The following is a 19,846-nucleotide window of genomic DNA, read 5'->3' as shown; positions in this document are numbered from 1 at the left end:
CAGGTTTTCAGGTGATGTCGGTGACCGTCACCGTGATGCTCACCGCGGGGGCCGGGCCGCCGTCGGCGAGTGCTTCCCGTACGGCGGTCCCGGTGCGGGCCCGGACGGCACGGGTGACGTCGAGGGCCCGGTGGCCGGTGCGGACCGCGAGGTGGATGCGCAGGTGCCAGCGTTCGGGGTGGTCCTGGCGCTCCGCCCGTACACCGGTCATGCGGGTGTCGGCCGCCGGGCCGCCGCCTGACCTGCGCGGCACCGCGCCACGCAGCAGGTCGCCCAGGCCGGGCCGCAGAAAGGCGACGCCCGGCGTCTCCCGTGCGGCTTCGGCCGCGGCCTTCAGCACCCGTGCGTGCTGTTGCGGCTGATGCCGTGGTGACTGATCCCCTTGCGGCCGGCTCATGCGGGGCCCTCCTCCTTGTCGTCCCCGGTGTCATCCAGCAGGTCCACGACACGTACATCGATCTCTGCGACGTACATGCCGACTCCGTCCCCGGCGGCGGACCGGATCTGCCGGCGGACCCGCTCGGCCAGTTCGGGCACGGGCCACGTGAGACCGGCCGCCAGTTCCATGACCACCTTCACCGGCCCTCCGGGAGCGGTCAGGGTGACCCGGCAGCTGCCCGCGTGCACGCCGGGCAGCCGCTCCGCCGCGGTTCTGAACGCCTTCGCCGCCGCTGCCTCGGTGATCCAGGCGTCGTCATCGGGCTCGCCGAGCGGCAGCGTGCGTCCGGGCCGGAGTTCGGTCCTGACCAGGTCCATCACCCGCGCGGTGAAGCGCTCCGCGATCCGCTCCGCATGCGCCCCCGCGCTCTCGGCCTCGTCCGCCTGCCGCGTCTCGCTGACGTAGCGGTGCAGCACGCCGAGGCGGCTCAGCGCCTCACGGCAGTACGGGCACTCGGCGAGGTGCGGATCGTCCGCCGCCCCCTCGTCTTCCTCCGCCCGGCTCCATACCGACGACAGCGTGCGGCCGCACGGCAGGGTCGGGTCGTCGTCCTCGGCTAGCGCCATGCGCCCATCACCTCCGTCAGATAGCGGCGTGCGCGGAAAACCCTGCCACGCACCGCCTGGTGGCTGGTGCCCACGACCTCGGCGATCTCCTCGTACGACAGGCCGTGCAGTTCACGCAGCACCCAGCAGGCGCGCTGCTCGGGGGTGAGGCCGGTGAGGGCCTCGGACAGTGCCTCGACGGCCGCGGTGGATTCCGCGGCGCGCCCCGGCGATGACGCGTGCTCCGGAGCGGTCGGTTCGGGGACCGAGCCGAGGTCCTGGGTGGGGCGGCGGCTCCGCAGCACGTTCAGGCACCGGTTGGTGACGATCCGGTATATCCAGGTGGAGAACATGGCATCGCCCCGGAATTCCGGCATTCTCCGCCAGGCGCTGACGAACGCCTCCTGCACGGCGTCCTCCGCGTCGGCACGGCTGCCGAGCAGCCGGGTGGCGAGGCTCAGGAGCAGCCCGCTGTGGCGGCGTACCAGCACCTCGAAGGCCCCTTCGTCCCCCTCCCCGGCACGTACGGCCAGCAGGGCATCGCTGGGTCCTGGCACTCATCGGCTCCTCTCCTCCGTGCGCGGTCGTCGCCCCTGCCGCCTCTTGGACAGCTCGGGGCAAAAATCCTCACACAGGAGATTCGTAACCGATCGGACTGCGGATGGGCGGGCATTCCGGCCGAAAATTTCCCGCCTGTCGTGCGTGACGACCGGCGGACACCGGGTGACCGGTCCGTGCGCCGCGGCCCCCGCGGCGCGAACGTGGAGGCGGGGGCGCCGTGACGCCGGACCGGACGAGGAGCCGATGGCGAGGGCCACGGCGGTGGCCGCGAACTCCACCGCTCCGGCCGCCGCCCAGGCGGGCGCGTACCGGCCCTCCGGGTTCCCCGCCGGGGAACCCGGAGGGGACGGACGGCTCATCTCCAGCCCCCGGGAGGACGCGCCGGGCGGCACGGTGCACGTACCGTGCCCTTACGGGGACACGCCGAGCCGATGGGGGGGGACGTACCGATGAACGCATCAGGGACCGGCCTGCCGACGGGCATGACGCTGGGCCCGGCCGGGCATTTCGGCGGGTTCGCGGGTGGTCTCCCCGGAGTGGCGCGCGGCGCTGGGCGGGAAGCGGCCGGTGGGCGGGGGCCGGGCCCGGCGGGTCGAGCTCATGAGGTTGACTTCAGCTGGGCAGCGGGCAGGCGGGTCGGACGGGGTGGAATGCCCGGCGGGGCCGGAGTGGCCGATGAAGCCGGAGAGGCCGGTGGGCGGCGTGAGGAGGACGGCGATGGATCGTCGTGAGGTGGCGGCGGCGAGGGCCGCCGCGCAGAAGCCGTACGGGGCGGAGGGCGCCGGTGCGGACGGCCGGGGCGGCGGGCGGCCGCGCGGCCGTCGGCGGGTCAGGTCGGTGCGCCGTGGGCCCGTGGTGCTGCCCGCCCTCATGGGTCTGATCGGCTGCGCCGCCCTGCTCGCGCCGCGCTTCACGGCCTCCTTCGGAGGTCAACCGCCCTCGTGGCCGGACTGGTTGAGCGGCGTACCGGCCGCCGTGCACACCACCGACTGGTGGGTGATCGGCGGCGCTTCGGCCCTCGCGCTGGCCGGGGTGGCGATGGTGGTGCTGGCGCTCACGCCGGGCGCACGCCGGGAGTTGGCCGGGGAACCGCTGCTGCCGGGCGTACGGACTTCGCTCGACCGCCGGGGCGTCGGCGCCCTGCTGCGGGATACGGCCCTGCGGGTGCCGGGCATATCGGGCGCCCGGGTGCGGGTGCGCGGCCGGCGGGCCGTGGTACGGGCGGTACTGGCCTTCGGCGATCCCACCGAGGCCCTCGACGCACTCACCGCCGAACTCGCCGCCCGCCGCGACAGGTTGGGCCTCGTCCGCCCGCCCCGTCTGGTGATCCGCATCGCCCCGGTCGGCTACCGCCCCCGGATCCCGTGACCCACCGCCACACCCCCGCCACCAGGACCACCCCACACCCCCGCCACATCGGCACCCGCATCGACACGAAGGACGGATATGACATGGGGGATACGAGATGAGGGATGCGACATGGGCGGGAGCGGTATGCGCCGTGAGCTGAAGCGGACGCTGCCGGCTCTGTGCGGATCGGCGGCCTGCGTCCGTGCGGCGGTGCTGCCGGAACCGGCCCTTCCGGCGGGCAGCCGTGCCGTGCCCGACGGGCCGTTGGACGCTGCCCGGCGCAGCATCGGCCGGGTCCGGCTGCGCGGCGGGCTGCCCTTTCGGGCCCAGGCTCCTGGAGGCCGACGTGTGCGCTGACACCTCGCCGCCGGACACCGTTCGGGACGGCGCCCCGGGGCGGTCAGATGCGGCGCCGCTCCCGAGCTGGGCGCAGTGCCGTACCGCGCTGCGCCGTACGCCGGTGTCGGTCTGGAACGACGATGTGACGGACTGGGCGGCGAGCCTGACGTACTACTCCGTCCTGGCGCTGCTGCCTTCGCTGATCGTGACGGTGTCGCTGATCGGGCTCGCCGACCCCGCGGCGACCGAACAGCTGATCAACCAGCTCACGTCGATCGCCCCTGCCGAGTCCGGCCCGACCCTGCGGCGCGCGCTGGTCGGCATGGCGCATCAGCGGACCGCCGCCTGGCTGCTGGTGAGCGGCGCGCTGGTCAGCGCGCTGTGGTCGTCGTGCAGCTATCTGGCGGTGTTCCGGCGGGCGTTGCACGCCATGAACCGCGTGCGGGACGACCGGCCGCCGTGGCGCAAGGCGCCGCGCATCCTCGCCACCGCGCTGCTGCTGATGGCGCTGCTGATCAGCAGCGCGGTGGCACTGCTGATCAGCGGTCCGATCGCGTCGGCGGTCAGCCGGTCGCTGAGGCTCGGCGCGGTCGGCGCGGACACCTGGAGCATCCTTCAGTGGCCGCTGCTGCTGGTGTTGGCGGTGGTCTTGGTGATGGTGCTGTTCCGGTCGGGACCGCCGAGTTCCCGCGGGGTGCGCCGGGCGGTCCCGGGCGGGGTGGTCTCGGTCCTGATGTGGCTGGTGTCGTCCGCGGCGTTCACGTTCTACGCGTCCTACGTCGGCACCTTCAACCGCCTCTACGGTTCGCTCGCCGGGCCGCTGGTCTTCCTCATCTGGCTGTGGTTCTCGCACCTGTCGCTGCTGTCCGGTGCCCAGTTCAACGTCGAACTGGCCCGTGCAGGCTGGGTGGTGCCGGGCCGGAAGCGCGGGGCGCGGCCGGACGCCGGCGCCGAGGCGGAGGGCGCTGCGCCTCCGGGATCCGGGCCGGCCGCGGTGGGGCGCGAAGAACGAGACGTCTGAGCAGCTGCGACCCTCACCTCGCCCCGTGGCCGGGTGCGATGGCCTCGATGCGCCGGGCCAGGCCGAAGTCGAGTGCGGTGATCCGGCCGCCGATGCTGTGCGTGTTCACCGCCACGGTCACGTCGTGGTAGCCGAGGGTGAGATCCGCATGGTGGTCCAACTCGTCCTGGATCCGGGCGATATGGACGACCATCACGGCGGCCGGTAGGTGCCCGGTGAAGCGGTAGCTGCGCCGCAGCATGCCGTCGGACGCCGACCATCCGGGCAGCTCCGCGAGGCGGCCCTCGATCTCCTCGTCGCCGAGCGGTTCCACCTTGGCCATCGCACTCATCTCCCTCACTCCGGCACCCGCACCAGTGGGCTCGCGCCTACCAGCCTGGCACGCCGCGCGCACCGCTGCGTCCGGCCGGCACTCGTCATCTTTGCGCAAATACCGGCGACATCCCGGATCGCACCCCTGCACGTCCAGCACTCCGAACCCCACACAACGCGGCATCCCACCGAAACAACTCTTGCGCAACGTGCGCAACATCTGGTCGGATGGTGTCGCCCCCGGCTCTGCGCAGCCGCCCTCCCATCCGGCAGGAGACCCCGCGTGTACGACGCCGTGACGCTCGCCCAGCAGCTCGTCAGGATGGACACGCGGGGCGGTGCCGAGAAACCGGCCGCGGCGTTTTTGGCCACGCTCCTGGAGGACGCCGGATTCGCCGTCCGGGTCGACGAGCCGGAGGCGGGGCGCGCCAATCTCGTCGCGGTCCGCGGGTCCGGCACCCCGATCACCCTGACCGGGCACCTGGACACCGTGCCCGCCGACGCGTCCGGCTGGTCGTTCGATCCGCTGAGCGGCGAGATCCACGGCGGCCGGCTGCGCGGTCGCGGCAGCAGTGACATGAAGGCCGGTGTGGCGGGCATCGTGTGCGCCGCCACGCGGCATGCGGCGCACTCCCCCGGCACGGCAGTACAGCTCGTTTTCACCTTCGGCGAGGAGACCGGCTGCGAGGGCGCCGCGGCGCTGGACGGGCTGGCGCCGAGCCCCGCGCTGCTGGTGGCCGAGCCCACCGCCAACCGCGTCGTCCTGGGGCACAAGGGCGCGCTGTGGCTGCGGCTGACCGCGCACGGCCGCAGCGCGCACGGCTCGCGGCCCGAGCTGGGCGACAACGCGCTGGTCAAGCTGGCCGCCGCCGCGCAGCGCATCCACGAGCACGGCGACTGGCCGCACAGTGCGACCCATGGTGCGGCCACCGTCAACGTCGGCACGTTCCACGCCGGGATCCAGCCCAACCTCGTCCCCGACCGTGCCGAACTCACCCTCGACGTGCGCACGGTGCCGGGCTTCAGTTCCGCCGATGCGGTGGCCGAGATCCGCCGGGTGGTCCGGCAGTGCGCGGCAGAGGAGGGCGCGGCGGAGGTCACCGTCGAGCGGATCCTCGACCTGCCGAGCGTCGCCACCGACCCGGGCGACGCTCTCGCCCGCGAGCTGACCGGCGTGCTGGTGCCGGGCGCGGCGCCCGCCGCGGGCGGCCAGGAGCCGTGCTGCGCCACGTACTTCACCGATGCCTCGGTGCTCGCCGGGAAGCTGGGCGGTCCTGCCGTGCTGCTGTACGGGCCGGGCGAGCCGGAACAGGCTCATGTCACGGACGAGAGCTGTTCCGTGGCCGCGGTCCATGCGTCGGCCGAGGCGCTGGAGCGGCTTCTCGCGCGCTGGCACGAGCGGGCCGGCGGGCGCCGGGAGGGCTGAGGTCCGTGCGGCCCGCGGCTGCCGGGCGGTTCTACGGGCTTTCGACGGCGGCCGGTTCCGGCTCCGCCCCGGCGCGGCCCTTCCGGCGGGCCGACATGAAGGCGTAGACGAGGATGCCGGCGAAGAGGAAGAGCACGCCCTGGTAGATCGCGGCGTAGCCGGCGCCGGCGACGAGCCAGAAGGTGAAGCCGAAGGCGGCGAGCGCGAGGGTCAGGTCGCGGGCGAAGCGGGCCGGGCGGACCTTGTCGCGCTGTCCGGAGAGCAGGAAGTAGATCTGGGCGCCGGCCGCGAGGAGGTAGGGGACGGTCGCCGAGAAGGTGGTGATCAGCACCAGGATCTCGAAGACGCCGCTGGTCCCCGTCAGGTAGTTGATCACCGTGAGGGCGCTCGCCAGCACCACGGCGGCGAGAACGCCGAAGGTCGGTACGCCGCGCCGCTTGGTGAGGAAGGCGGCGGGGAAGAGCCCGTCCTTGGCGGCCGCGTACGGCGATTGGGCGCTCATCAGCGTCCAGCCGTTGAGCGCGCCGATGATGGAGACGACGGCGGCCGCCGCGATGACGGTGCCGCCCCACTGGCCGCCGAACATCGCGTTGACCGCGTCCGAGAACGGCGCCTTGGAGGCGACCAGCTTGTCGTGGGCGACGGTGCCGAAGACCGCGAGGGTGCCCAGGAGGTAGACGACGGCGGCGCCGACGGTGCCGAGTACGGTCGCCCGTCCGACGTTGCGCTCCGGGTCGCGGACCTCGCCCGCGCTCATCGCGGCGGACTCCACACCGACGTAGCTGTAGAGCAGGATCGCCGCGGCCGCCGACATGCCGCCGAGGGTGCTGTGGCCGCCGGCGTTGAAGGAGCCGAGATTGTCCGGGTCGAAGAAGAACATCCCGACGACGGCGATGAACAGCAGCGGGACGAACTTGAGGACGGTGGAGACCAGTTGGACGGCGCCGACGTAGCGGGTGCCGGCGAAGTTGGCGAGGGCCGGCAGCCACAGCGCGCCCAGGGCCACCACAAGGTCCGTGCCGCGCGAGGCGTGCCCGGGGAAGAGGACGTGGACGTAGCCGACGGCGGCGACCGCGAGGGCCGCGTTGCTGACCCAGGTCATGGTCCAGTACGACCAGGCGGACAGGAAGCCCGCGAAGTCGCCGAACGCCTCGCGGGCGTAGACGTAGGGGCCGCCGGTGTCGGGGTGGCGCCTGGCCAGCCGGCCGAAGACCAGGGCGAGGGCGAGGGCGCCGAGGGTCAGGACGCCGAAGGCGACGAGGCTGACGGTGCCGAAGGGGGCCACGGACGCCGGCAGCAGGAAGATGCCGCCGCCGATGATGTTGCCCATCACCAGGCAGGTGGCGGTTCCGAGACCGAAGCGGCGGGTGTGCCGGTCGTGCATGGCGTGGTGGGCCTCTCGTCGTGCGTGGTGCACCCGGGATTGCCGAGCGACTCCCTATCGTCGGCGAATGGACACCCGCCCCCAAATCAGCGGTTTTTGTCCTGTGACGGGTAGTCGTGCGACGGAAAACCTTCGGGCTTGACCGTTTCGGACCGTAGTTCGTTCGCCTCGTCCGTGGCGCGCGACGCGGCGGCGGACGCGTGGGACAGCAGTACGGACTGCCCGTGGAACCGCCCCGCCCCGGTGGTGAGGGGCAGCTGCGGACCGTCCTCCTCGCGCAGCCAGCGGCGCAGGACGCGGTGCACCTGCTCGGCACCGACCAGCGGCCCGCCGTCCGGCACCGGCGGCGACAGCTCCTCGGGCCACAGCAGGAACGGATGGCCCTGCGCGCCGCCGAGACCGCCGTGCGAGCCGATCTGCTCCTCGAAGGCGTGCACCTCGCCCGTCGCCGGGTCGTAGGCGGAGTTGACCATGATGTCGGCGACGTGCGGGAAGCGGTCGGTGCGGCGTACCGCGTCGGCGGCGCCCTCGCCGAACGCGGCGAGCGGGTCGGTCCCGATGACGCGGCCGGTGTCCAGATGGTGCTCGGCGCCGGCCGGGCCGAGCACCACGGCGCCGTGTTCCGCCGAGCGGACCAGCAGGAAACCGATGCCGGGGTGATTGGCGAGGGTGCCGAGCAGCGCGGGATTCCTGCGGTCCAGCTCCTCGCGGGTGACCCGGCCCGGTATGTCGGGGAACGACACCAGGCCGAGGTTGCCGGAGGCCAGCACCACCGGCTGGGACCTGCTGTGCCCGTCCATCTCCTCCGGGCGGTGCAGCGCGGCCCGCGCCGCCTGCCTGGCCTCGGCGCCGCTGCGGGTCCGCCCCGCCCGCCGCGGCACCGGCAGCCCGCAGCCGGCCCGCACCAGGTCGCCCAGGCGCAGCCCGTACCGATCGAGGAAGGTCACGCCGGGGCTCTGGCCGTGGTCCGAGAGCAGCACGATGCGGTACGGGCGCGGGGCGTGCCGGGACGCCTTGGCGATCAGCGCGACGGCCCGGTCCAGGCTGCGCAGCACCTGGTGGGTGTCGCGGTGGCTCGGCCCCGAGTGGTGCGCCACCTCGTCGTAGGCGACCAGGTCCGCGTAGACGGCGGCGCGCCCGGCGAGCATGTCGCCGACGACGGCCGCGACCACCACATCGCGTTCGACGACGGTCGCGAAGGCACGGATGACGGGGTAGAGGCCGCCGCGCTTGACCCGCGGCAGCTCCCGGCAGAAGCGGGTGCGCAGCGACTGGGCGATCTCGCGGAAGATCTCGGCGAAGAAGGAGACGGCGGTGCGGGTGGCGTTGCCGGGGTCGGAGAAGTACGCGAAGTAGCCGGCCCGGGAGCGGTTGTACCGGCCGCGGCGGGCGGCGACCGACATGACCAGCGCGACCTGGTCGGCGCCGCCGCTGAAGAGGTTGCCGCGGCTGGCGCCGTCGTAGGCGAGCAGGCCGCCGTCGCCGGTGCGCTCGACGGCCCGGCGCTGGAGTTCGGCGGCGCTGGTGGGCCGGTTGCTGACGACGAGTTGGCCGGTCTCCTTCTCGTACCAGCGGAAGGCCGGCAGGTCTTCGTTGCTGCCGTGCAGGATGCCGAGCTGGCTGGCGCCGGTCTGGCTCGACCAGTCCGTGCGCCAAGGGGTGAGGCGGTGGCTGGTGGCCCGCCAGCGGGCGACGGTCGCCATCAGCGGCCGCTCGCCCTCGGTCGCCTCCCGCAGCAGGTCGTGCCCCAGGCCGTCGAGCTGGAGGAAGAGGGTGCCGGGGGTGCGGGGGCCGGGGGCGGCACCGGCCCGGCGGCCGCGCCGGCCCGCGAGCCGCACCAGTCGGCGGCGGTACGCCTCGTCGTTGCGTACGGCCAGGAAGCCGGAGGTGGCCGATGAGGTCGCGGACATCACGGCGGCGACGATCACGGCGGTCTCGGGTGCGGCCTGGCCACGGCCTTCGGGGATCAGGCCGAGGGCGAGCAGCAGCAGGGAGCCGTTGAGGAAGAAGACCAGCAGGCCGAGGACGAGGGCGGGCACCAGCAGCAGGGCGCGTACGAGCAGCGGCCAGACCAGAGCACTGAGCAGGCCGAAGGCGCCGGCGCCGAGGGCCGCGGTGAGGGCGGTGCGGGTGAAGCTGTCGCCGCTTTGCGACTGGAGGCGGAAGTCGGGCAGCACCGCGGCGAGCAGCAGCAGGGTGAGGCTGGACACGGCCCACACCGCGAGCATCCGCCACAGGGCGCCACCGAGAGTCCTCCACCGTGGCGTCCGCACGCCCTACCACCTCACGCTCAGGCCCGCGCCGGGCGGCACGGGCATCCCGCCAAGCGTGTCATAAACGGACCGGTCGATGACCTGTGCCCCGTTATGTGGACATTGCTCCGAATGCCCCTGTATATCCGTCCGCAGCACGGCCGTCCGGCACCCCGCCCCCGCTTTCCGGTCCCCCGCGCCGCACCCCGGGCGGGATGAGGCAGGATCGAGGGGCAGTGCCACGAGTCGGGAGGTCAGCGGTGCCGGAGGTCACCTGGTGGGGACATGCCACCGCGACGATCGAGGACTCCGGGGTGCGGGTGCTGACCGATCCGCTGTTCACCCGCCGGCTGGCCCATCTGCGGCGGCGCAGCGGCGCGCTGCCGCCGCCCGGTGCCGCGCGGGCCGACCTGGTCCTGGTGTCGCATCTGCACGCCGATCATCTGCACCCCGCCTCGCTCGCCGGACTCGCGCCCGGGACGCGCCTTGTGGTGCCGGCCGGCGCGCGTGCCGCGGTGCCCGGCCTGCGGCGGGTGGCCGCGGCGCGCGGACTGCGGGTCACCGAAGTCGTGCCAGGGGACGTCCTGGAGGCCGGCGCCGCCGACGGCGCGGGCACGGTGACCGTACGGGCGGTGCGCGCGGCGCACGACGGGCGGCGACTGCCGTACGGGCCGCACCGGTCACCCGCGCTCGGCTACGTCGTGCGCGGCACGGTACGGACGTACTTCGCGGGCGACACCGGCCTGTTCGACGGGATGGCGGAGGCGGTCGGTCCGTGCGAGGTGGCGCTGCTGCCGGTGGGTGGCTGGGGGCCGTTCCTGGGCAGCGGGCACCTGAACCCGCGGCGGGCGGCCGAGGCGGTGGCGCTGCTGGCGCCCGCCAGTGCCGTGCCGGTGCACTACGGCACGTACTGGCCGATCGGCCTGGATGCGGTGCGGCCGCATGAATTCCACTCCCCCGGCGAAGAGTTCGCGCGTCAGGTCGCGCTGCTGGCGCCGGAAGTGACGGTGCACCGGCTCGGGCACGGCGAGTCGGTACGGCCGGTGGTCGCGCGATGATGCCGGCGGCCGTGGCACTGATGGCGGACGTCCCACCGGAGTCGACGCAGCAGGCGGTGGGGTACCCGTCGCTCTTTCTGCTGGTGGTACTGGGGGCGCTGGTGCCGGTGGTGCCGACAGGCGCGGTGGTCAGCTCGGCGGCCGTGGTGGCCTTCCACCAGTCGTCGCCGTTCGCCCTGTTGATCGTCTTCGCCGTGGCGTCGTTCGCGGCGTTCCTGGGTGACCTGGGGCTGTACTGGCTGGGCAGCCGCGGCACGCACTCCCGGGGCGGATCGCGCTGGCTGGAGCGGCTGCGTGCACGGTCCGCGCCGGAGCGCCTTGAGCAGGCGCAGCAGAAACTGCGCGCGCACGGCGTGCTGGTGCTGGTGCTGTCGCGGCTGGTGCCGGCCGGCCGGATCCCGATCATGCTGGCCTGTCTGCTGTCGGCGATGCCGCTGCGCACGTTCGCCCGCGGCGACCTCCCCGCGTGCCTGGCGTGGGCGGCGACGTACCAGCTCATCGGGTTGGCCGGCGGTTCACTGTTCGGCGAGCCGTGGGAAGGCGTGGTCGCCGCGGTGGCCCTGACCGTCGTGGTCGGCGCGGTGCCCGCACTGTGGCGGCGGCTGCGGCCCCGGCAGCAGCACGGCGAGGCGTGACTTCGCGGCCGCCCACGGGGTTCCGCTCTTCGTCCACCTGGACACCACGCCCGACGAGAGCTGTCTCTTCGACCACGCGATGACCTCGCTCACCGGCCAGGCCGACGCGCACATCGCCGGCAGCTGTCCGTTCCCCGGCAACAGCACGCCCCGGAATGTCCGGGTTCCTTGGACGCCTGCCGCGCCTGCCGTCGTTCGATGGCGCTCCAGGACGTCAACGCACCGCCGCCGAGTTCGGTGGTCTCCTCACCCGCAGCGGATGCCGGCTCCACCGCATCCTGCCGACGCAGCCCGCGTCAGCGGTCATCGAAGCGGAAGCGGTCCGAGCGGAACCGGCGTACGGCCCCGCGTCCCCAACCTCACAGGGCAATACACCTAGGGAGCGGGCAGCGTGCGGGAGGCGCCGACCGGCAGGTCCCAGAGGTCGTCGCGGGGGCGTCCGGTGGCGGCCCAGGCGGCGCGGACGCGGTGCAGCGGTTCCATCGGCGGCTCGCCGGAGAGCAGGAACGTGGACCAGTGCATCGGGGCCAGCACCCGGGCGCCGACGTCCTGGCAGGCCCGCACCGCCTCTTCGGGGTCGGTGTGCACCGGGCGCAGCATCCAGCGCGGGTCGTAGGCGCCGATGGGCAGCAGCGCCAGGTCGATGCCGGGGTAGCGGCGGCCGATCTCCTCGAACCAGTGGCCGTATCCGGTGTCCCCCGCGAAGTGCACCCGCCGGCCGTCGGGTGCGGTGAGCAGCCAGCCGCCCCACAGGGTGCGGCAGGTGTCGACGAGGGTGCGCTTGCTCCAGTGGTGCGCGGGCACGAAGTCGAAGCGTACGGGGCCTTCGGGCGCGGGGAGTTCGACCGCTTCCCACCAGTCCAGCTCGGTGACCTGGGTGAAGCCGCGGCGGCGGGCCCAGGGCGCCAGACCCGCGGGGAGCAGGAGCGGGGTGGTGCGGGGCAGGCGCTTGAGGGTGGGGGCGTCGAGGTGGTCGTAGTGGTTGTGGCTGATGACCACCGCGTCGACCTGCGGCAGGTCCTCCCAGCGGACTCCCACGGGGGTGACCCGGGGCGGCGTACCGAGGATCCTGCGGGACCAGACGGGGTCGGTCAGCACGGTGAGACCGCCGATCCTGACGACCCAACTGGCGTGCCCCGCCCAGGTCAGGGCGACGGTGTCCGGTCCTGCCGGGGGCAGCGGGCCGGGCGCGAAGGGGAGGTCCTGGATCTGCTGCATGGCTTCTTCAGCCGGGCGCAGCTTGCCTTCCCTGGCGATCCTGGCCAGCGCGCGGACACCGGGCAGGGGGGCGGTCAGCCGGTCGGTGAAGTCCCTGGGCCAGCTGCGCGGTTCACCGAGGGGGCGCGGTTCGGTGAGCGGCGGCGGGGCGATGGGTGTCGCGGCGGCGGGCAGCGTGCCGCGGACCTGCCCGGCGTCGCCCGGTACCTGGCCCCTCCCGCCCGGTGCCCGCTCGACGGGGGCGGACACGTCGGGCACGGCGGGCGGCCCGGCCGGCTCGGCGAGCGCGCGCTCGGCGACGGAGCGCTCGGTCTGTTCGGTCATCGAGGGGCTCCATTCGGTGGAATGAACCAGGGGATTGAGCCGGGGGATTGAGCCAGGGGGTTGAGCCGGGGGCCCACGTCGGCGGCGGGCGGTGGCTGCCGGGGCGGGCAGCGGCGCGGTCAGCCGCCGCGTGCGGTGAGTCGGGTCAGGGCGTCCGAGAGACCGGCCAACGCCTCGGCGATCTGCGGCAGTTCGAGCGGGTCGGGCACGTCCAGGACGCGGCGGCGCAGCTCCGGGCCGCCGCCGAGCAGCGCCTCGGCCCCGAGCCGCACCCGCAGCGCGCCCGGATCGTCCCCGAAGCGCTGCCCGCCGCGCGCCGACCAGGCCCGCAACTCCCGCTCCAGTGCCGCCGGTCCGCCGATGCCCGCGGCCGCGAGCGGGCGGCGCAGCGGGTCGAGGTCGGCGTAGAGGTGGCTGCCCGAGCGCGGCGGGCGGCAGAGCGCCCCGGCCGCCGTGAGGGTGCGGTAGAGGGCGGCGGCGAGGGTGCCGTACACGCGTGCGGCCGTCGCGGTGCGGGCGCGTACGGCGTCGGGTTCGGCGAGGGCGTGGCCGACGGCGCAGGCCAGCGGCCCGGGGAGCGGGGAGTGCAGGGCGGTCAGCGCGTCGTGGGCTGCGGCGTGGAGCGCGGTGCCGCGGCCGGTGGCGGGGAAGCGGGCCAGTGCCGCGGGCCAGGAGGCGGGGACAAGGGTGGGCCGCAGGTCGGTCAGCACCACGACCTCGTCCGGCAGCATCTCGGCAGGGCTGAGGACCACGGTGTCGTGCGGATCGTGCAGCAGGTCGCGGCGCGATTCGTCGCTGATCACCCACATTCCCTCGCCCGCCGCCGCCTCACAGACCTCGTGCAGCTGCTCGGGCGCCGGGCAGGTGCCGGTCGGGTCATCCGCGACGGACAGCACCACGACCCGGGGCGTCTCACCCTGTATGCGGGCCCTGCGCACGGTCTCCAGGAACGCGAACGGATCGGGCACGCCGCCCGATTCGGCGGGCACCGGCGCGAGGTGCACCGGCCGTCCCAGCAGCCGGGCCGGCGGCGCGTACCACTCGGCGCAGGGCCGCGGCAGCACCACGGCTCCGTCGGCCGCCGCGTACAGGGCCAGCAGCAGGGCGGGCGCGCCGGGGGCGGCGAGGAGGTGACCCGGGTCGGTGGCCAGGCCGCGGCGTTCCCAGTAGCCGGCGGCCGAGGCGCGCAGGGTGCGGGAGCCGCCCGGGGGTTCCGGGTCGGCGCGGCCGGCTGCGGCGGAGAGGTGTGCGGCGAGTTCGGGCAGCACCGGGAAGCCGGCCTGCGGGTCCGGCTCCGGACGCGGATCCGGGGCGGTCCGCTGCATCCGTACCTCCACATTGCACGACGGCTGGACGGGGGGCCGACGGCGGCCGGCCGCGGCCCGGTGCGGCGGGCTGGGCCCCGGCCGGTGTTCGTGGGCCCATCACATGAATCACGCCTCGCCCACCTTGGCAGATCGCGGGGACGGCGGCGGTTCGACACGTCAGCGGAGCGCACCTGGCGGCCTACCGGCCGGGGGCGGCGGGGCCGTATGGGGGCATGGGGGTCGCTCGTGCGTGCGACGGAATGGGGGCGGGGCCGGGTGGCTTGGCAGGCCGGGCGCCGGATGGCGGGCGGGGGCGGCGGCCCGTTCTACGAGGCCGGTGCCTCGTACCGGTGCACCGTGACGCGCTCGCCCGTTCCCCAGTCCTGCTGCCCGGTGCCGGTGCGGATCCAGCCGTGCCGTTCGTAGAGGGCGACGGCCGCGCGGTCGGTGCTCTTCACGTCCAGGACGAGCCGCAGTCCGCGGGCCGCGGCCGCGTCCTGGGCGACGCGCAGCAGGCGGCCGCCGAGGCCCTGGCCGCGGGCGGCGGGGGCGACGTAGAGGCGGCTGACCTCGTCACCGCACAGGGCGGCGTGGCCGAGGACGGTGCCACCGTCATCGGCGACCCAGGCGGCGGTGAGCCCGTCCGGGGTGAGCCAGCGGACCGGATCGGCGGGCCAGTGGTGCGGATAGCCGCTGTGCGTGTGCACGTCGGCGAGGACGGCCGCGCAGGCATCGAGGTCGGTGTCGTTCCGTGTCCTGATCACCCGGGCATGCAAGCACAGCACGACGGATCGGCAACCGGATTTCCGCTGGCCCTCGGCCGGCCGCATCCGGTTCCTGCCTGTTCCGGCCTGTTCCGGCCGGGTTGGGGTACAAGAGGGCGCATGCGAACGCTCCTGAACCGACTCGACCTGCGGCTCTTCAACACCATCGCCTCGCGCGAGTGGCCCGGCGCGCAGCAGGTGCTGCCCCGCCTGACCCGTGGCGCGGACCACGGACTGCTGTGGCTCGGCATCGCGGCGGGCGCCGCCGCGCTCGGCGGCCGCCCCGCCCGCCGGGCCGCACTGCGCGGCGTCGCCTCCCTCGCGGTGGCGTCCGCGACGGTGAACACGCTCGGCAAGGGCTCCGTGCAGCGCGCGCGGCCGCTGCTGGACACGGTGCCCGTCATACGGCAGGTGCGTCGTCAGCCCGTCACCTCCTCCTTCCCTTCGGGGCACACGGCGTCGGCGGTCGCCTTCGCGACAGGCGTCGCCTTCGAGAACAAGTGGTGGGGGCTCGCGCTGGCGCCGGTCGCCGCGTCGGTGGCGTTCTCCCGCGTCTACACGGGCGTGCACTATCCCGGTGACGTGCTGGCGGGGGCCGCGCTGGGGGCCGGGGCGGCGTTCGCGGTGCGCGGACTGGCGCCGACCCGGGCCCAGTTGGCGCCGCCGGCCAGGCCGCGCGCGGACGCCCCTGCGCTGCCCGGCGGCCGCGGCCTGGCCGTGGTCGCCAACCAGGGTTCCGGCCAGCGCGGCGACACCCGTCCCGACCGGTCCGGGGAAGTGCACGGGGCGCTGCCGCACGCCGAGGTGGTGACCTGCGGCGGGCCGGACGCCCCGGCGTTGGACGAGGCGCTGGAGGAAGCGGCGGAGAGCGCCGCGCGGCAGGGCGGTGCGCTGGGGGTGCTCGGCGGCGACGGCACGGTCAACGCGGCGGCGGCCGTCGCGGTCCGGCACGGCCTGCCGCTGGTGGTGCTGCCCGGCGGCACGCACAACCACTTCGCCTACGACCTGGGCATCGAGAGCGTCGCCGATGCGGCGCGGGCGGTGGAGAGCGGTGAGGCGGTGGCGGTGGACCTGGCGCGGTTCCGGGCCGGGCCGCACCGGGAGGGGCAGTACTTCCTCAACACCTTCTCCATCGGCGCCTATCCGGAGCTGGTGCGGATCAGGGAGCAGTGGGCGGGCCGGATCGGCGCCTGGCCGGCCGGGGTGCTCGCCGCCTGGAAGGTGCTGCGGACGGCGAAGCCGGTAACCGTCGAAATGGACGGCCGCAAGCGGGAGTTGTGGATGTTGTTCGCCGGCAACTGCACCTACCGCGGCCTCGGCCTGACGCCGGTACGGCGGCACGATCTGGCCGACGGGGTGCTCGATGTGCGGGTGGTGCGCGGCGGACGGCTGGCCCGCACCCGGCTGCTGGCGGCGGCACTGACGGGCACCCCGCGCTCCTCTCCCGTGCTCGGCGAGGCACGGCTGCGCAGGCTGCGGATCGACGGCCTGCCGGACGGTACGGATCTCGCGTTCGACGGTGAAGTGACCACGTCTCCGGGCGGGTTGACCCTGGAGAAGGAGAACGAGGCGCTGACGGTCTACCGCCTGCTGCCCGAATCCTGAGATGCCACTCTCATGATTCGAGATTGCGGCGTACCGTGTGCTTGATCGCGCCGAGGCCATCCGTACGCGGACCGTGCGGGCCCCGGCGCGTCCGGCGCCGCCCGCAGCGGCGCCGGGTCCGCCGGATGCGAAGGAGCCGACCATGCCGCAGGAAACCGCCGTCTACACGCACGGCCACCACGAGTCCGTACTGCGCTCGCACACCTGGCGCACCGCCGCCAACTCGGCCGGATACCTGCTGAGTTCGATCCGCCCGCACATGCAGGTGCTGGACATCGGCTGCGGCCCCGGCACCATCACCGCCGACCTGGCGGAGCTGGTACCGGACGGCCACGTCACGGGCCTGGAGTACGCGCCGGACATCCTGGAGCAGGCCCGCGCCACGGCGCGCGGCCGGGGGCTGACCAACGTCCATTTCGAGACCGGCGACGTCCACTCCCTGGACCACCCGGACGACACCTTCTGCGTGACCCACGCCCACCAGGTGCTCCAGCACGTGGGCGATCCGGTCCAGGCCCTGCGCGAGATGCGCCGGGTCACCAAGCCCGGCGGCATCGTGGCCGTCCGCGATGCGGACTACTCGGCCATGACCTGGTACCCGGAGATCGAGGGGATGGACGACTGGCTGCGGCTGTACCTGCGGGTGTCCCGCGCCAACGGCGGCGAGCCGGACGCCGGGCGCCGGCTGCACGCCTGGGCCCGGCAGGCCGGCTTCGCCCCGGAGTCCGTCACCGCGACGACGGGCACCTGGTGCTACCACACCCCGCAGGAACGCAGCTGGTGGAGCGAGCTGTGGGCGGACCGCACGGTCTCGTCGGGTTACGCACAGCTCGCGGTGGACGGCGGTCATGCCACGCCGGAGGAGCTGGCGGCGGCCGCACGGGCCTGGCGTGCGTGGGGCGCCGAGGAGGACGGCTGGTTCTCCGTGCTGCACGGCGAGATCCTGTGCCGGGTGTGACGGCGGTGATCAACCCGGCACGGGGCGGCCCGCGTTGCCCCGCCGGACCGATCACCGGCAACTGATCGCGCGTCGGCCGCACCCTCAACTACGCTTCCCCGTATGGACATTCTGGGGACCTCATTGCGCGTGTGCGTCGGCGATCTCGACTCGGCCATCGGCGTCTACGAACGTCTGACCGGCGCCGAGGCCCTGCGCTTCCGGCGCGGCGGGGTCGCGGTGGCGGCCGTCGGCTGCTTCTTCCTGATGAGCGGCCCGGAGGCGGAACTCTCGGTGCTGCGGAAGGTCACCGCGACGATAGCGGTCAAGGACGTGGACGAGGCCGTGGCGGACCTGCAGGCGGTGGGCGCGGACATCATCGCGGGCCCGCTGGCGACCCCCATCGGCCGCAATCTGGTCGCCCGGCACCCGGACGGCTCGATCTTCGAGTACGTCGACCGGCGGCAGGACGCCTGACCGGGAGGCCACACTCCGGGCGCTGCGGGCGGCGGAGCGCCGCGGACCTGAGCGGAGAAACCACGGGCCCGCGGGGCGGCGCATGCTGCCGGCGTATGACGCCGCGCTGAAGGCGGCCGGGCACGACTGTCGCGCGCTGCGTGCGACGCGTCCACTGTGCGCCGCCGGCCCGCACCGGCCGTCCTCCCGGGCCCGGCGGGCGCCGTCGGCTACCGTCCGCCGTCCGTCTCGTCGTGGGGGAACCGGGCGAACGGGGCGTCCTGCTGGAAGAAGGTCTTGGCGCGGATCTCGGCGCGCTCGTCGTCCCGCACCTGGCCGGGCCGGGAGCCGTTGCCGAACAGCACCCCGCCGAAGCGCATCTCCAGGTACGCGGCGGTGTGGCGGAGGGTGGTCACCAGTCCGTCGGCGACGGCCTCGTCCTCGTCCGCCATGACCGTCACGCCCCACAGGGTCCGGCCCGCCATCCGCTCCTTGAAGTCCGCGCCGGGCACCGTCAGCCAGCCCGACCAGTAGTCGAGGTAGCGCTTGGTCTGTGCGGAGAGGGTGTACCAGTACAGGGGCGAGGCGATGACGATGTCGGTGGCTTCGAGGGTGGCCTGCCGCAGCGTCTCCTCGTTCGCCCCGCCCGGCGAGGTGTCGGTCTCGTGCCGTCCGTCCTGGAAGTCGGGCAGCGGCAGCTTCGCCAGGTCCACCCAGCGCTGCGGTATACCGGCGGGCAGCTGGCCGGCCGCGGCCCGTGCGAGGGTTTCGGTGTTGCCGTCGGGGCGGGAGCTGCCGAGGACGAAGAGGAACGAGCGGGTGTCGGCCGACTGCGGACCGCCGGCACGGAATGTTTCGGTCATGGGGCGACGTTAGAGCTTCACATCGATGGAAAGGTCAAGATCGGATGGGGGCGGTCAGATGCTGATCGGCGCGTTGTCCCGGCGTACCGGAGTCAGTCCGCGGCTGCTGCGGTACTACGAGGAGCAGGGCCTGCTGGACACCCGGCGCGGTCCGAACGGCTACCGCTATTACGACGAGGAGTCGGTGGTCAGGGTGCGGCAGGTGCGTGCCCTGCTGGAGGCGGGACTGCCCACCGCGGTGATCCGTTCGGTGCTGCCGTGCGCCCGGGGCGAGGGCCCGGGCTTCGACTGGTGTGAGGATCTGCGGGCCACCCTGGAGCGGGAGTTGAAGGCCGCGGACGAGCGGATCGACGGCCTCCGGCGCAGCCGCAGCGCCCTCGCCGGCTATCTGGCGCAGTCCTGAACCGTCCCCGGCATCAGACCATTTCGCTGGTGATCGCCCAGCGCTCGTGATCGCGCCAGGCCCCGCCGATGAAGAGGAAGTCGGGCGAGAAGCCCTCCAGACGGAATCCGGCGCGCTGAACGAGGGCGATCGAACGCTCGTTGCCGGGCTGGATGTTGGCCTCCAGACGGTGCAGGCCCAGCACGTCGAAGGCGTGCCGCAGGACGAGGTGCAGGCCCTCGGTCATCAGGCCGCGCCCGGCGGCGTGCGCGAACGCGCCGTAGCCGATCGCGCCGCAGCGGAAACCGCCGTGCACGATGTTGTTGATCGTGAGGTAGCCGGCCAGGGCGCCGTCGTCGCGCGTGCAGATCAGATAGCCCTCGCGGGCCGGCTCCCGCAGCTTCTCCAGGTAGGCGTCGTACCCGGCGGTGTCGGCCGGCGGGAACAGCCACGGACGGTGCTCGTCGGCGCTCTCCCGCGCCCGCCGCGTGAACTCTTCCCGGTCGTCCGCGGTGAACGGCCTGATGCCCACCCGGGGGCCCTGTGCGAGGTGGCGATCGGTGATCATCGGGCGATCGTACGGAGGCCAGGGCCTCGCTGACCAGGGCCGGGGCGGGGCGGGGCGGGCCGGATCGCGCCGCCGGTACGGACCGCCGTACGGGGCCGCC

Annotated in this window: 20 protein-coding genes; 9 read left to right on the top strand and 11 right to left on the bottom strand. The window is 74.1% G+C overall.

The window, feature by feature from the left end:
- Window positions 1–7: 7 nt before the first annotated feature.
- The 3 genes from LIU39_RS00585 to LIU39_RS00575 are packed head-to-tail and all read right to left on the bottom strand — an operon-like array spanning window position 8 to window position 1,541.
- Window positions 8–397, bottom strand: a complete 390-nt coding sequence (locus tag LIU39_RS00585) for an Asp23/Gls24 family envelope stress response protein (protein ID WP_227043339.1) — start codon at window positions 395–397, stop codon at window positions 8–10.
- Window positions 394–1,005, bottom strand: coding sequence for an Asp23/Gls24 family envelope stress response protein (locus LIU39_RS00580; protein WP_227043337.1), 612 nt, complete (start codon window positions 1,003–1,005; stop codon window positions 394–396). The genes LIU39_RS00585 and LIU39_RS00580 overlap by 4 nt, the downstream gene beginning before the upstream one ends.
- On the bottom strand, window positions 996–1,541 hold the full coding sequence (locus LIU39_RS00575) for an RNA polymerase sigma factor (protein ID WP_227043336.1): 546 nt from the start codon (window positions 1,539–1,541) through the stop codon (window positions 996–998). Before LIU39_RS00575 ends, LIU39_RS00580 begins: the two co-directional genes overlap by 10 nt.
- A gap of 721 nt (window positions 1,542–2,262) precedes the next feature.
- Here LIU39_RS00575 and LIU39_RS00570 point away from each other — a divergent pair.
- The gene (locus tag LIU39_RS00570) at window positions 2,263–2,913 is read left to right on the top strand and encodes a DUF6286 domain-containing protein (protein WP_227043335.1); all 651 of its coding nucleotides are present in this window, start codon (window positions 2,263–2,265) and stop codon (window positions 2,911–2,913) included.
- Window positions 2,914–3,241: 328 nt separating this feature from the next.
- Window positions 3,242–4,255, top strand: coding sequence for a YihY/virulence factor BrkB family protein (locus LIU39_RS00565; protein WP_227043334.1), 1,014 nt, complete (start codon window positions 3,242–3,244; stop codon window positions 4,253–4,255).
- Window positions 4,256–4,268: 13 nt separating this feature from the next.
- Here the strand turns inward: LIU39_RS00565 and LIU39_RS00560 are convergent, their stop codons facing one another.
- Window positions 4,269–4,577 (bottom strand): 4a-hydroxytetrahydrobiopterin dehydratase, encoded by a 309-nt coding sequence (locus LIU39_RS00560; RefSeq protein WP_227043333.1) that lies wholly within the window; start codon window positions 4,575–4,577, stop codon window positions 4,269–4,271.
- 273 nt (window positions 4,578–4,850) lie between these two features.
- Here LIU39_RS00560 and LIU39_RS00555 point away from each other — a divergent pair, with 273 nt between their 5' ends.
- Window positions 4,851–5,993 (top strand): M20 family metallopeptidase, encoded by a 1,143-nt coding sequence (locus LIU39_RS00555; RefSeq protein ID WP_227043332.1) that lies wholly within the window; start codon window positions 4,851–4,853, stop codon window positions 5,991–5,993.
- A 31-nt stretch (window positions 5,994–6,024) separates the two neighbouring features.
- On the opposite strand, the gene LIU39_RS00550 is transcribed toward LIU39_RS00555, so the two are convergent.
- On the bottom strand, window positions 6,025–7,377 hold the full coding sequence (locus LIU39_RS00550; protein ID WP_227043331.1) for an amino acid permease: 1,353 nt from the start codon (window positions 7,375–7,377) through the stop codon (window positions 6,025–6,027).
- Between the two features lie 86 nt (window positions 7,378–7,463).
- Window positions 7,464–9,605, bottom strand: a complete 2,142-nt coding sequence (locus tag LIU39_RS00545) for a phage holin family protein (RefSeq protein ID WP_227043650.1) — start codon at window positions 9,603–9,605, stop codon at window positions 7,464–7,466.
- A gap of 239 nt (window positions 9,606–9,844) precedes the next feature.
- Here LIU39_RS00545 and LIU39_RS00540 point away from each other — a divergent pair, with 239 nt between their 5' ends.
- Entirely contained in the window at window positions 9,845–10,687 is an 843-nt protein-coding gene (locus LIU39_RS00540) for an MBL fold metallo-hydrolase (protein WP_264482225.1), read from the top strand.
- 20 nt (window positions 10,688–10,707) lie between these two features.
- Window positions 10,708–11,322: a DedA family protein gene (locus LIU39_RS00535; RefSeq protein ID WP_227043647.1), complete on the top strand. Its 615-nt coding sequence runs from the start codon at window positions 10,708–10,710 to the stop codon at window positions 11,320–11,322.
- 375 nt (window positions 11,323–11,697) lie between these two features.
- On the opposite strand, the gene LIU39_RS00530 is transcribed toward LIU39_RS00535, so the two are convergent.
- The 3 genes from LIU39_RS00530 to LIU39_RS00520 all read right to left on the bottom strand — a co-directional run bounded on the left by LIU39_RS00530 (window position 11,698) and on the right by LIU39_RS00520 (window position 14,935).
- Window positions 11,698–12,864, bottom strand: a complete 1,167-nt coding sequence (locus LIU39_RS00530) for an MBL fold metallo-hydrolase (protein WP_227043329.1) — start codon at window positions 12,862–12,864, stop codon at window positions 11,698–11,700.
- 119 nt (window positions 12,865–12,983) lie between these two features.
- Window positions 12,984–14,189, bottom strand: coding sequence for an aminotransferase class I/II-fold pyridoxal phosphate-dependent enzyme (locus LIU39_RS00525; RefSeq protein WP_227043328.1), 1,206 nt, complete (start codon window positions 14,187–14,189; stop codon window positions 12,984–12,986).
- A 308-nt stretch (window positions 14,190–14,497) separates the two neighbouring features.
- Complete coding sequence (locus LIU39_RS00520; protein ID WP_227043327.1) at window positions 14,498–14,935, bottom strand: GNAT family N-acetyltransferase; 438 nt, start codon at window positions 14,933–14,935, stop codon at window positions 14,498–14,500.
- Between the two features lie 120 nt (window positions 14,936–15,055).
- On the opposite strand from LIU39_RS00520, the gene LIU39_RS00515 reads away from it, so the two are divergent.
- The 3 genes from LIU39_RS00515 to LIU39_RS00505 all read left to right on the top strand — a co-directional run bounded on the left by LIU39_RS00515 (window position 15,056) and on the right by LIU39_RS00505 (window position 17,954).
- Complete coding sequence (locus LIU39_RS00515) at window positions 15,056–16,540, top strand: bifunctional phosphatase PAP2/diacylglycerol kinase family protein (RefSeq protein ID WP_227043325.1); 1,485 nt, start codon at window positions 15,056–15,058, stop codon at window positions 16,538–16,540.
- A gap of 142 nt (window positions 16,541–16,682) precedes the next feature.
- Window positions 16,683–17,498 carry a class I SAM-dependent methyltransferase gene (locus LIU39_RS00510; RefSeq protein ID WP_227043323.1) on the top strand — a complete coding sequence of 272 codons (816 nt, stop codon included), beginning with the start codon at window positions 16,683–16,685 and terminating at the stop codon, window positions 17,496–17,498.
- Between the two features lie 102 nt (window positions 17,499–17,600).
- Complete coding sequence (locus tag LIU39_RS00505; protein WP_227043321.1) at window positions 17,601–17,954, top strand: VOC family protein; 354 nt, start codon at window positions 17,601–17,603, stop codon at window positions 17,952–17,954.
- 209 nt (window positions 17,955–18,163) lie between these two features.
- On the opposite strand, the gene LIU39_RS00500 is transcribed toward LIU39_RS00505, so the two are convergent.
- The gene (locus LIU39_RS00500) at window positions 18,164–18,796 is read right to left on the bottom strand and encodes a flavodoxin family protein (RefSeq protein WP_227043317.1); all 633 of its coding nucleotides are present in this window, start codon (window positions 18,794–18,796) and stop codon (window positions 18,164–18,166) included.
- Between the two features lie 58 nt (window positions 18,797–18,854).
- On the opposite strand from LIU39_RS00500, the gene LIU39_RS00495 reads away from it, so the two are divergent.
- Window positions 18,855–19,199, top strand: coding sequence for a MerR family transcriptional regulator (locus tag LIU39_RS00495; protein ID WP_227043315.1), 345 nt, complete (start codon window positions 18,855–18,857; stop codon window positions 19,197–19,199).
- A 13-nt stretch (window positions 19,200–19,212) separates the two neighbouring features.
- Here LIU39_RS00495 and LIU39_RS00490 read toward each other — a convergent pair whose 3' ends face one another.
- Window positions 19,213–19,746, bottom strand: coding sequence for a GNAT family N-acetyltransferase (locus tag LIU39_RS00490; protein ID WP_227043313.1), 534 nt, complete (start codon window positions 19,744–19,746; stop codon window positions 19,213–19,215).
- Between the last annotated feature and the right edge of the window lie 100 nt (window positions 19,747–19,846).

This window comes from Streptomyces pinistramenti, from assembly GCF_020564935.1.
GTDB lineage: Bacteria > Actinomycetota > Actinomycetes > Streptomycetales > Streptomycetaceae > Streptomyces > Streptomyces pinistramenti.
This window is presented reverse-complemented; position numbering and strand designations above follow the sequence as displayed.

What these genes read in the sequence shown, in the direction of transcription:
- LIU39_RS00585 (WP_227043339.1), bottom strand. Translation starts at nt 397, where the DNA reads ATGAGCCGGCCGCAAGGGGATCAGTCACCACGGCATCAGCCGCAACAG.
- LIU39_RS00580 (WP_227043337.1), bottom strand. Translation starts at nt 1,005, where the DNA reads ATGGCGCTAGCCGAGGACGACGACCCGACCCTGCCGTGCGGCCGCACG.
- LIU39_RS00570 (WP_227043335.1), top strand. Translation starts at nt 2,263, where the DNA reads ATGGATCGTCGTGAGGTGGCGGCGGCGAGGGCCGCCGCGCAGAAGCCG.
- LIU39_RS00560 (WP_227043333.1), bottom strand. Translation starts at nt 4,577, where the DNA reads ATGGCCAAGGTGGAACCGCTCGGCGACGAGGAGATCGAGGGCCGCCTC.
- LIU39_RS00550 (WP_227043331.1), bottom strand. Translation starts at nt 7,377, where the DNA reads ATGCACGACCGGCACACCCGCCGCTTCGGTCTCGGAACCGCCACCTGC.
- LIU39_RS00545 (WP_227043650.1), bottom strand. Translation starts at nt 9,605, where the DNA reads ATGCTCGCGGTGTGGGCCGTGTCCAGCCTCACCCTGCTGCTGCTCGCC.
- LIU39_RS00540 (WP_264482225.1), top strand. Translation starts at nt 9,845, where the DNA reads ATGAGGCAGGATCGAGGGGCAGTGCCACGAGTCGGGAGGTCAGCGGTG.
- LIU39_RS00535 (WP_227043647.1), top strand. Translation starts at nt 10,708, where the DNA reads ATGGCGGACGTCCCACCGGAGTCGACGCAGCAGGCGGTGGGGTACCCG.
- LIU39_RS00530 (WP_227043329.1), bottom strand. Translation starts at nt 12,864, where the DNA reads ATGACCGAACAGACCGAGCGCTCCGTCGCCGAGCGCGCGCTCGCCGAG.
- LIU39_RS00525 (WP_227043328.1), bottom strand. Translation starts at nt 14,189, where the DNA reads ATGCAGCGGACCGCCCCGGATCCGCGTCCGGAGCCGGACCCGCAGGCC.
- LIU39_RS00515 (WP_227043325.1), top strand. Translation starts at nt 15,056, where the DNA reads ATGCGAACGCTCCTGAACCGACTCGACCTGCGGCTCTTCAACACCATC.
- LIU39_RS00510 (WP_227043323.1), top strand. Translation starts at nt 16,683, where the DNA reads ATGCCGCAGGAAACCGCCGTCTACACGCACGGCCACCACGAGTCCGTA.
- LIU39_RS00505 (WP_227043321.1), top strand. Translation starts at nt 17,601, where the DNA reads ATGGACATTCTGGGGACCTCATTGCGCGTGTGCGTCGGCGATCTCGAC.
- LIU39_RS00500 (WP_227043317.1), bottom strand. Translation starts at nt 18,796, where the DNA reads ATGACCGAAACATTCCGTGCCGGCGGTCCGCAGTCGGCCGACACCCGC.
- LIU39_RS00495 (WP_227043315.1), top strand. Translation starts at nt 18,855, where the DNA reads ATGCTGATCGGCGCGTTGTCCCGGCGTACCGGAGTCAGTCCGCGGCTG.
- LIU39_RS00490 (WP_227043313.1), bottom strand. Translation starts at nt 19,746, where the DNA reads ATGATCACCGATCGCCACCTCGCACAGGGCCCCCGGGTGGGCATCAGG.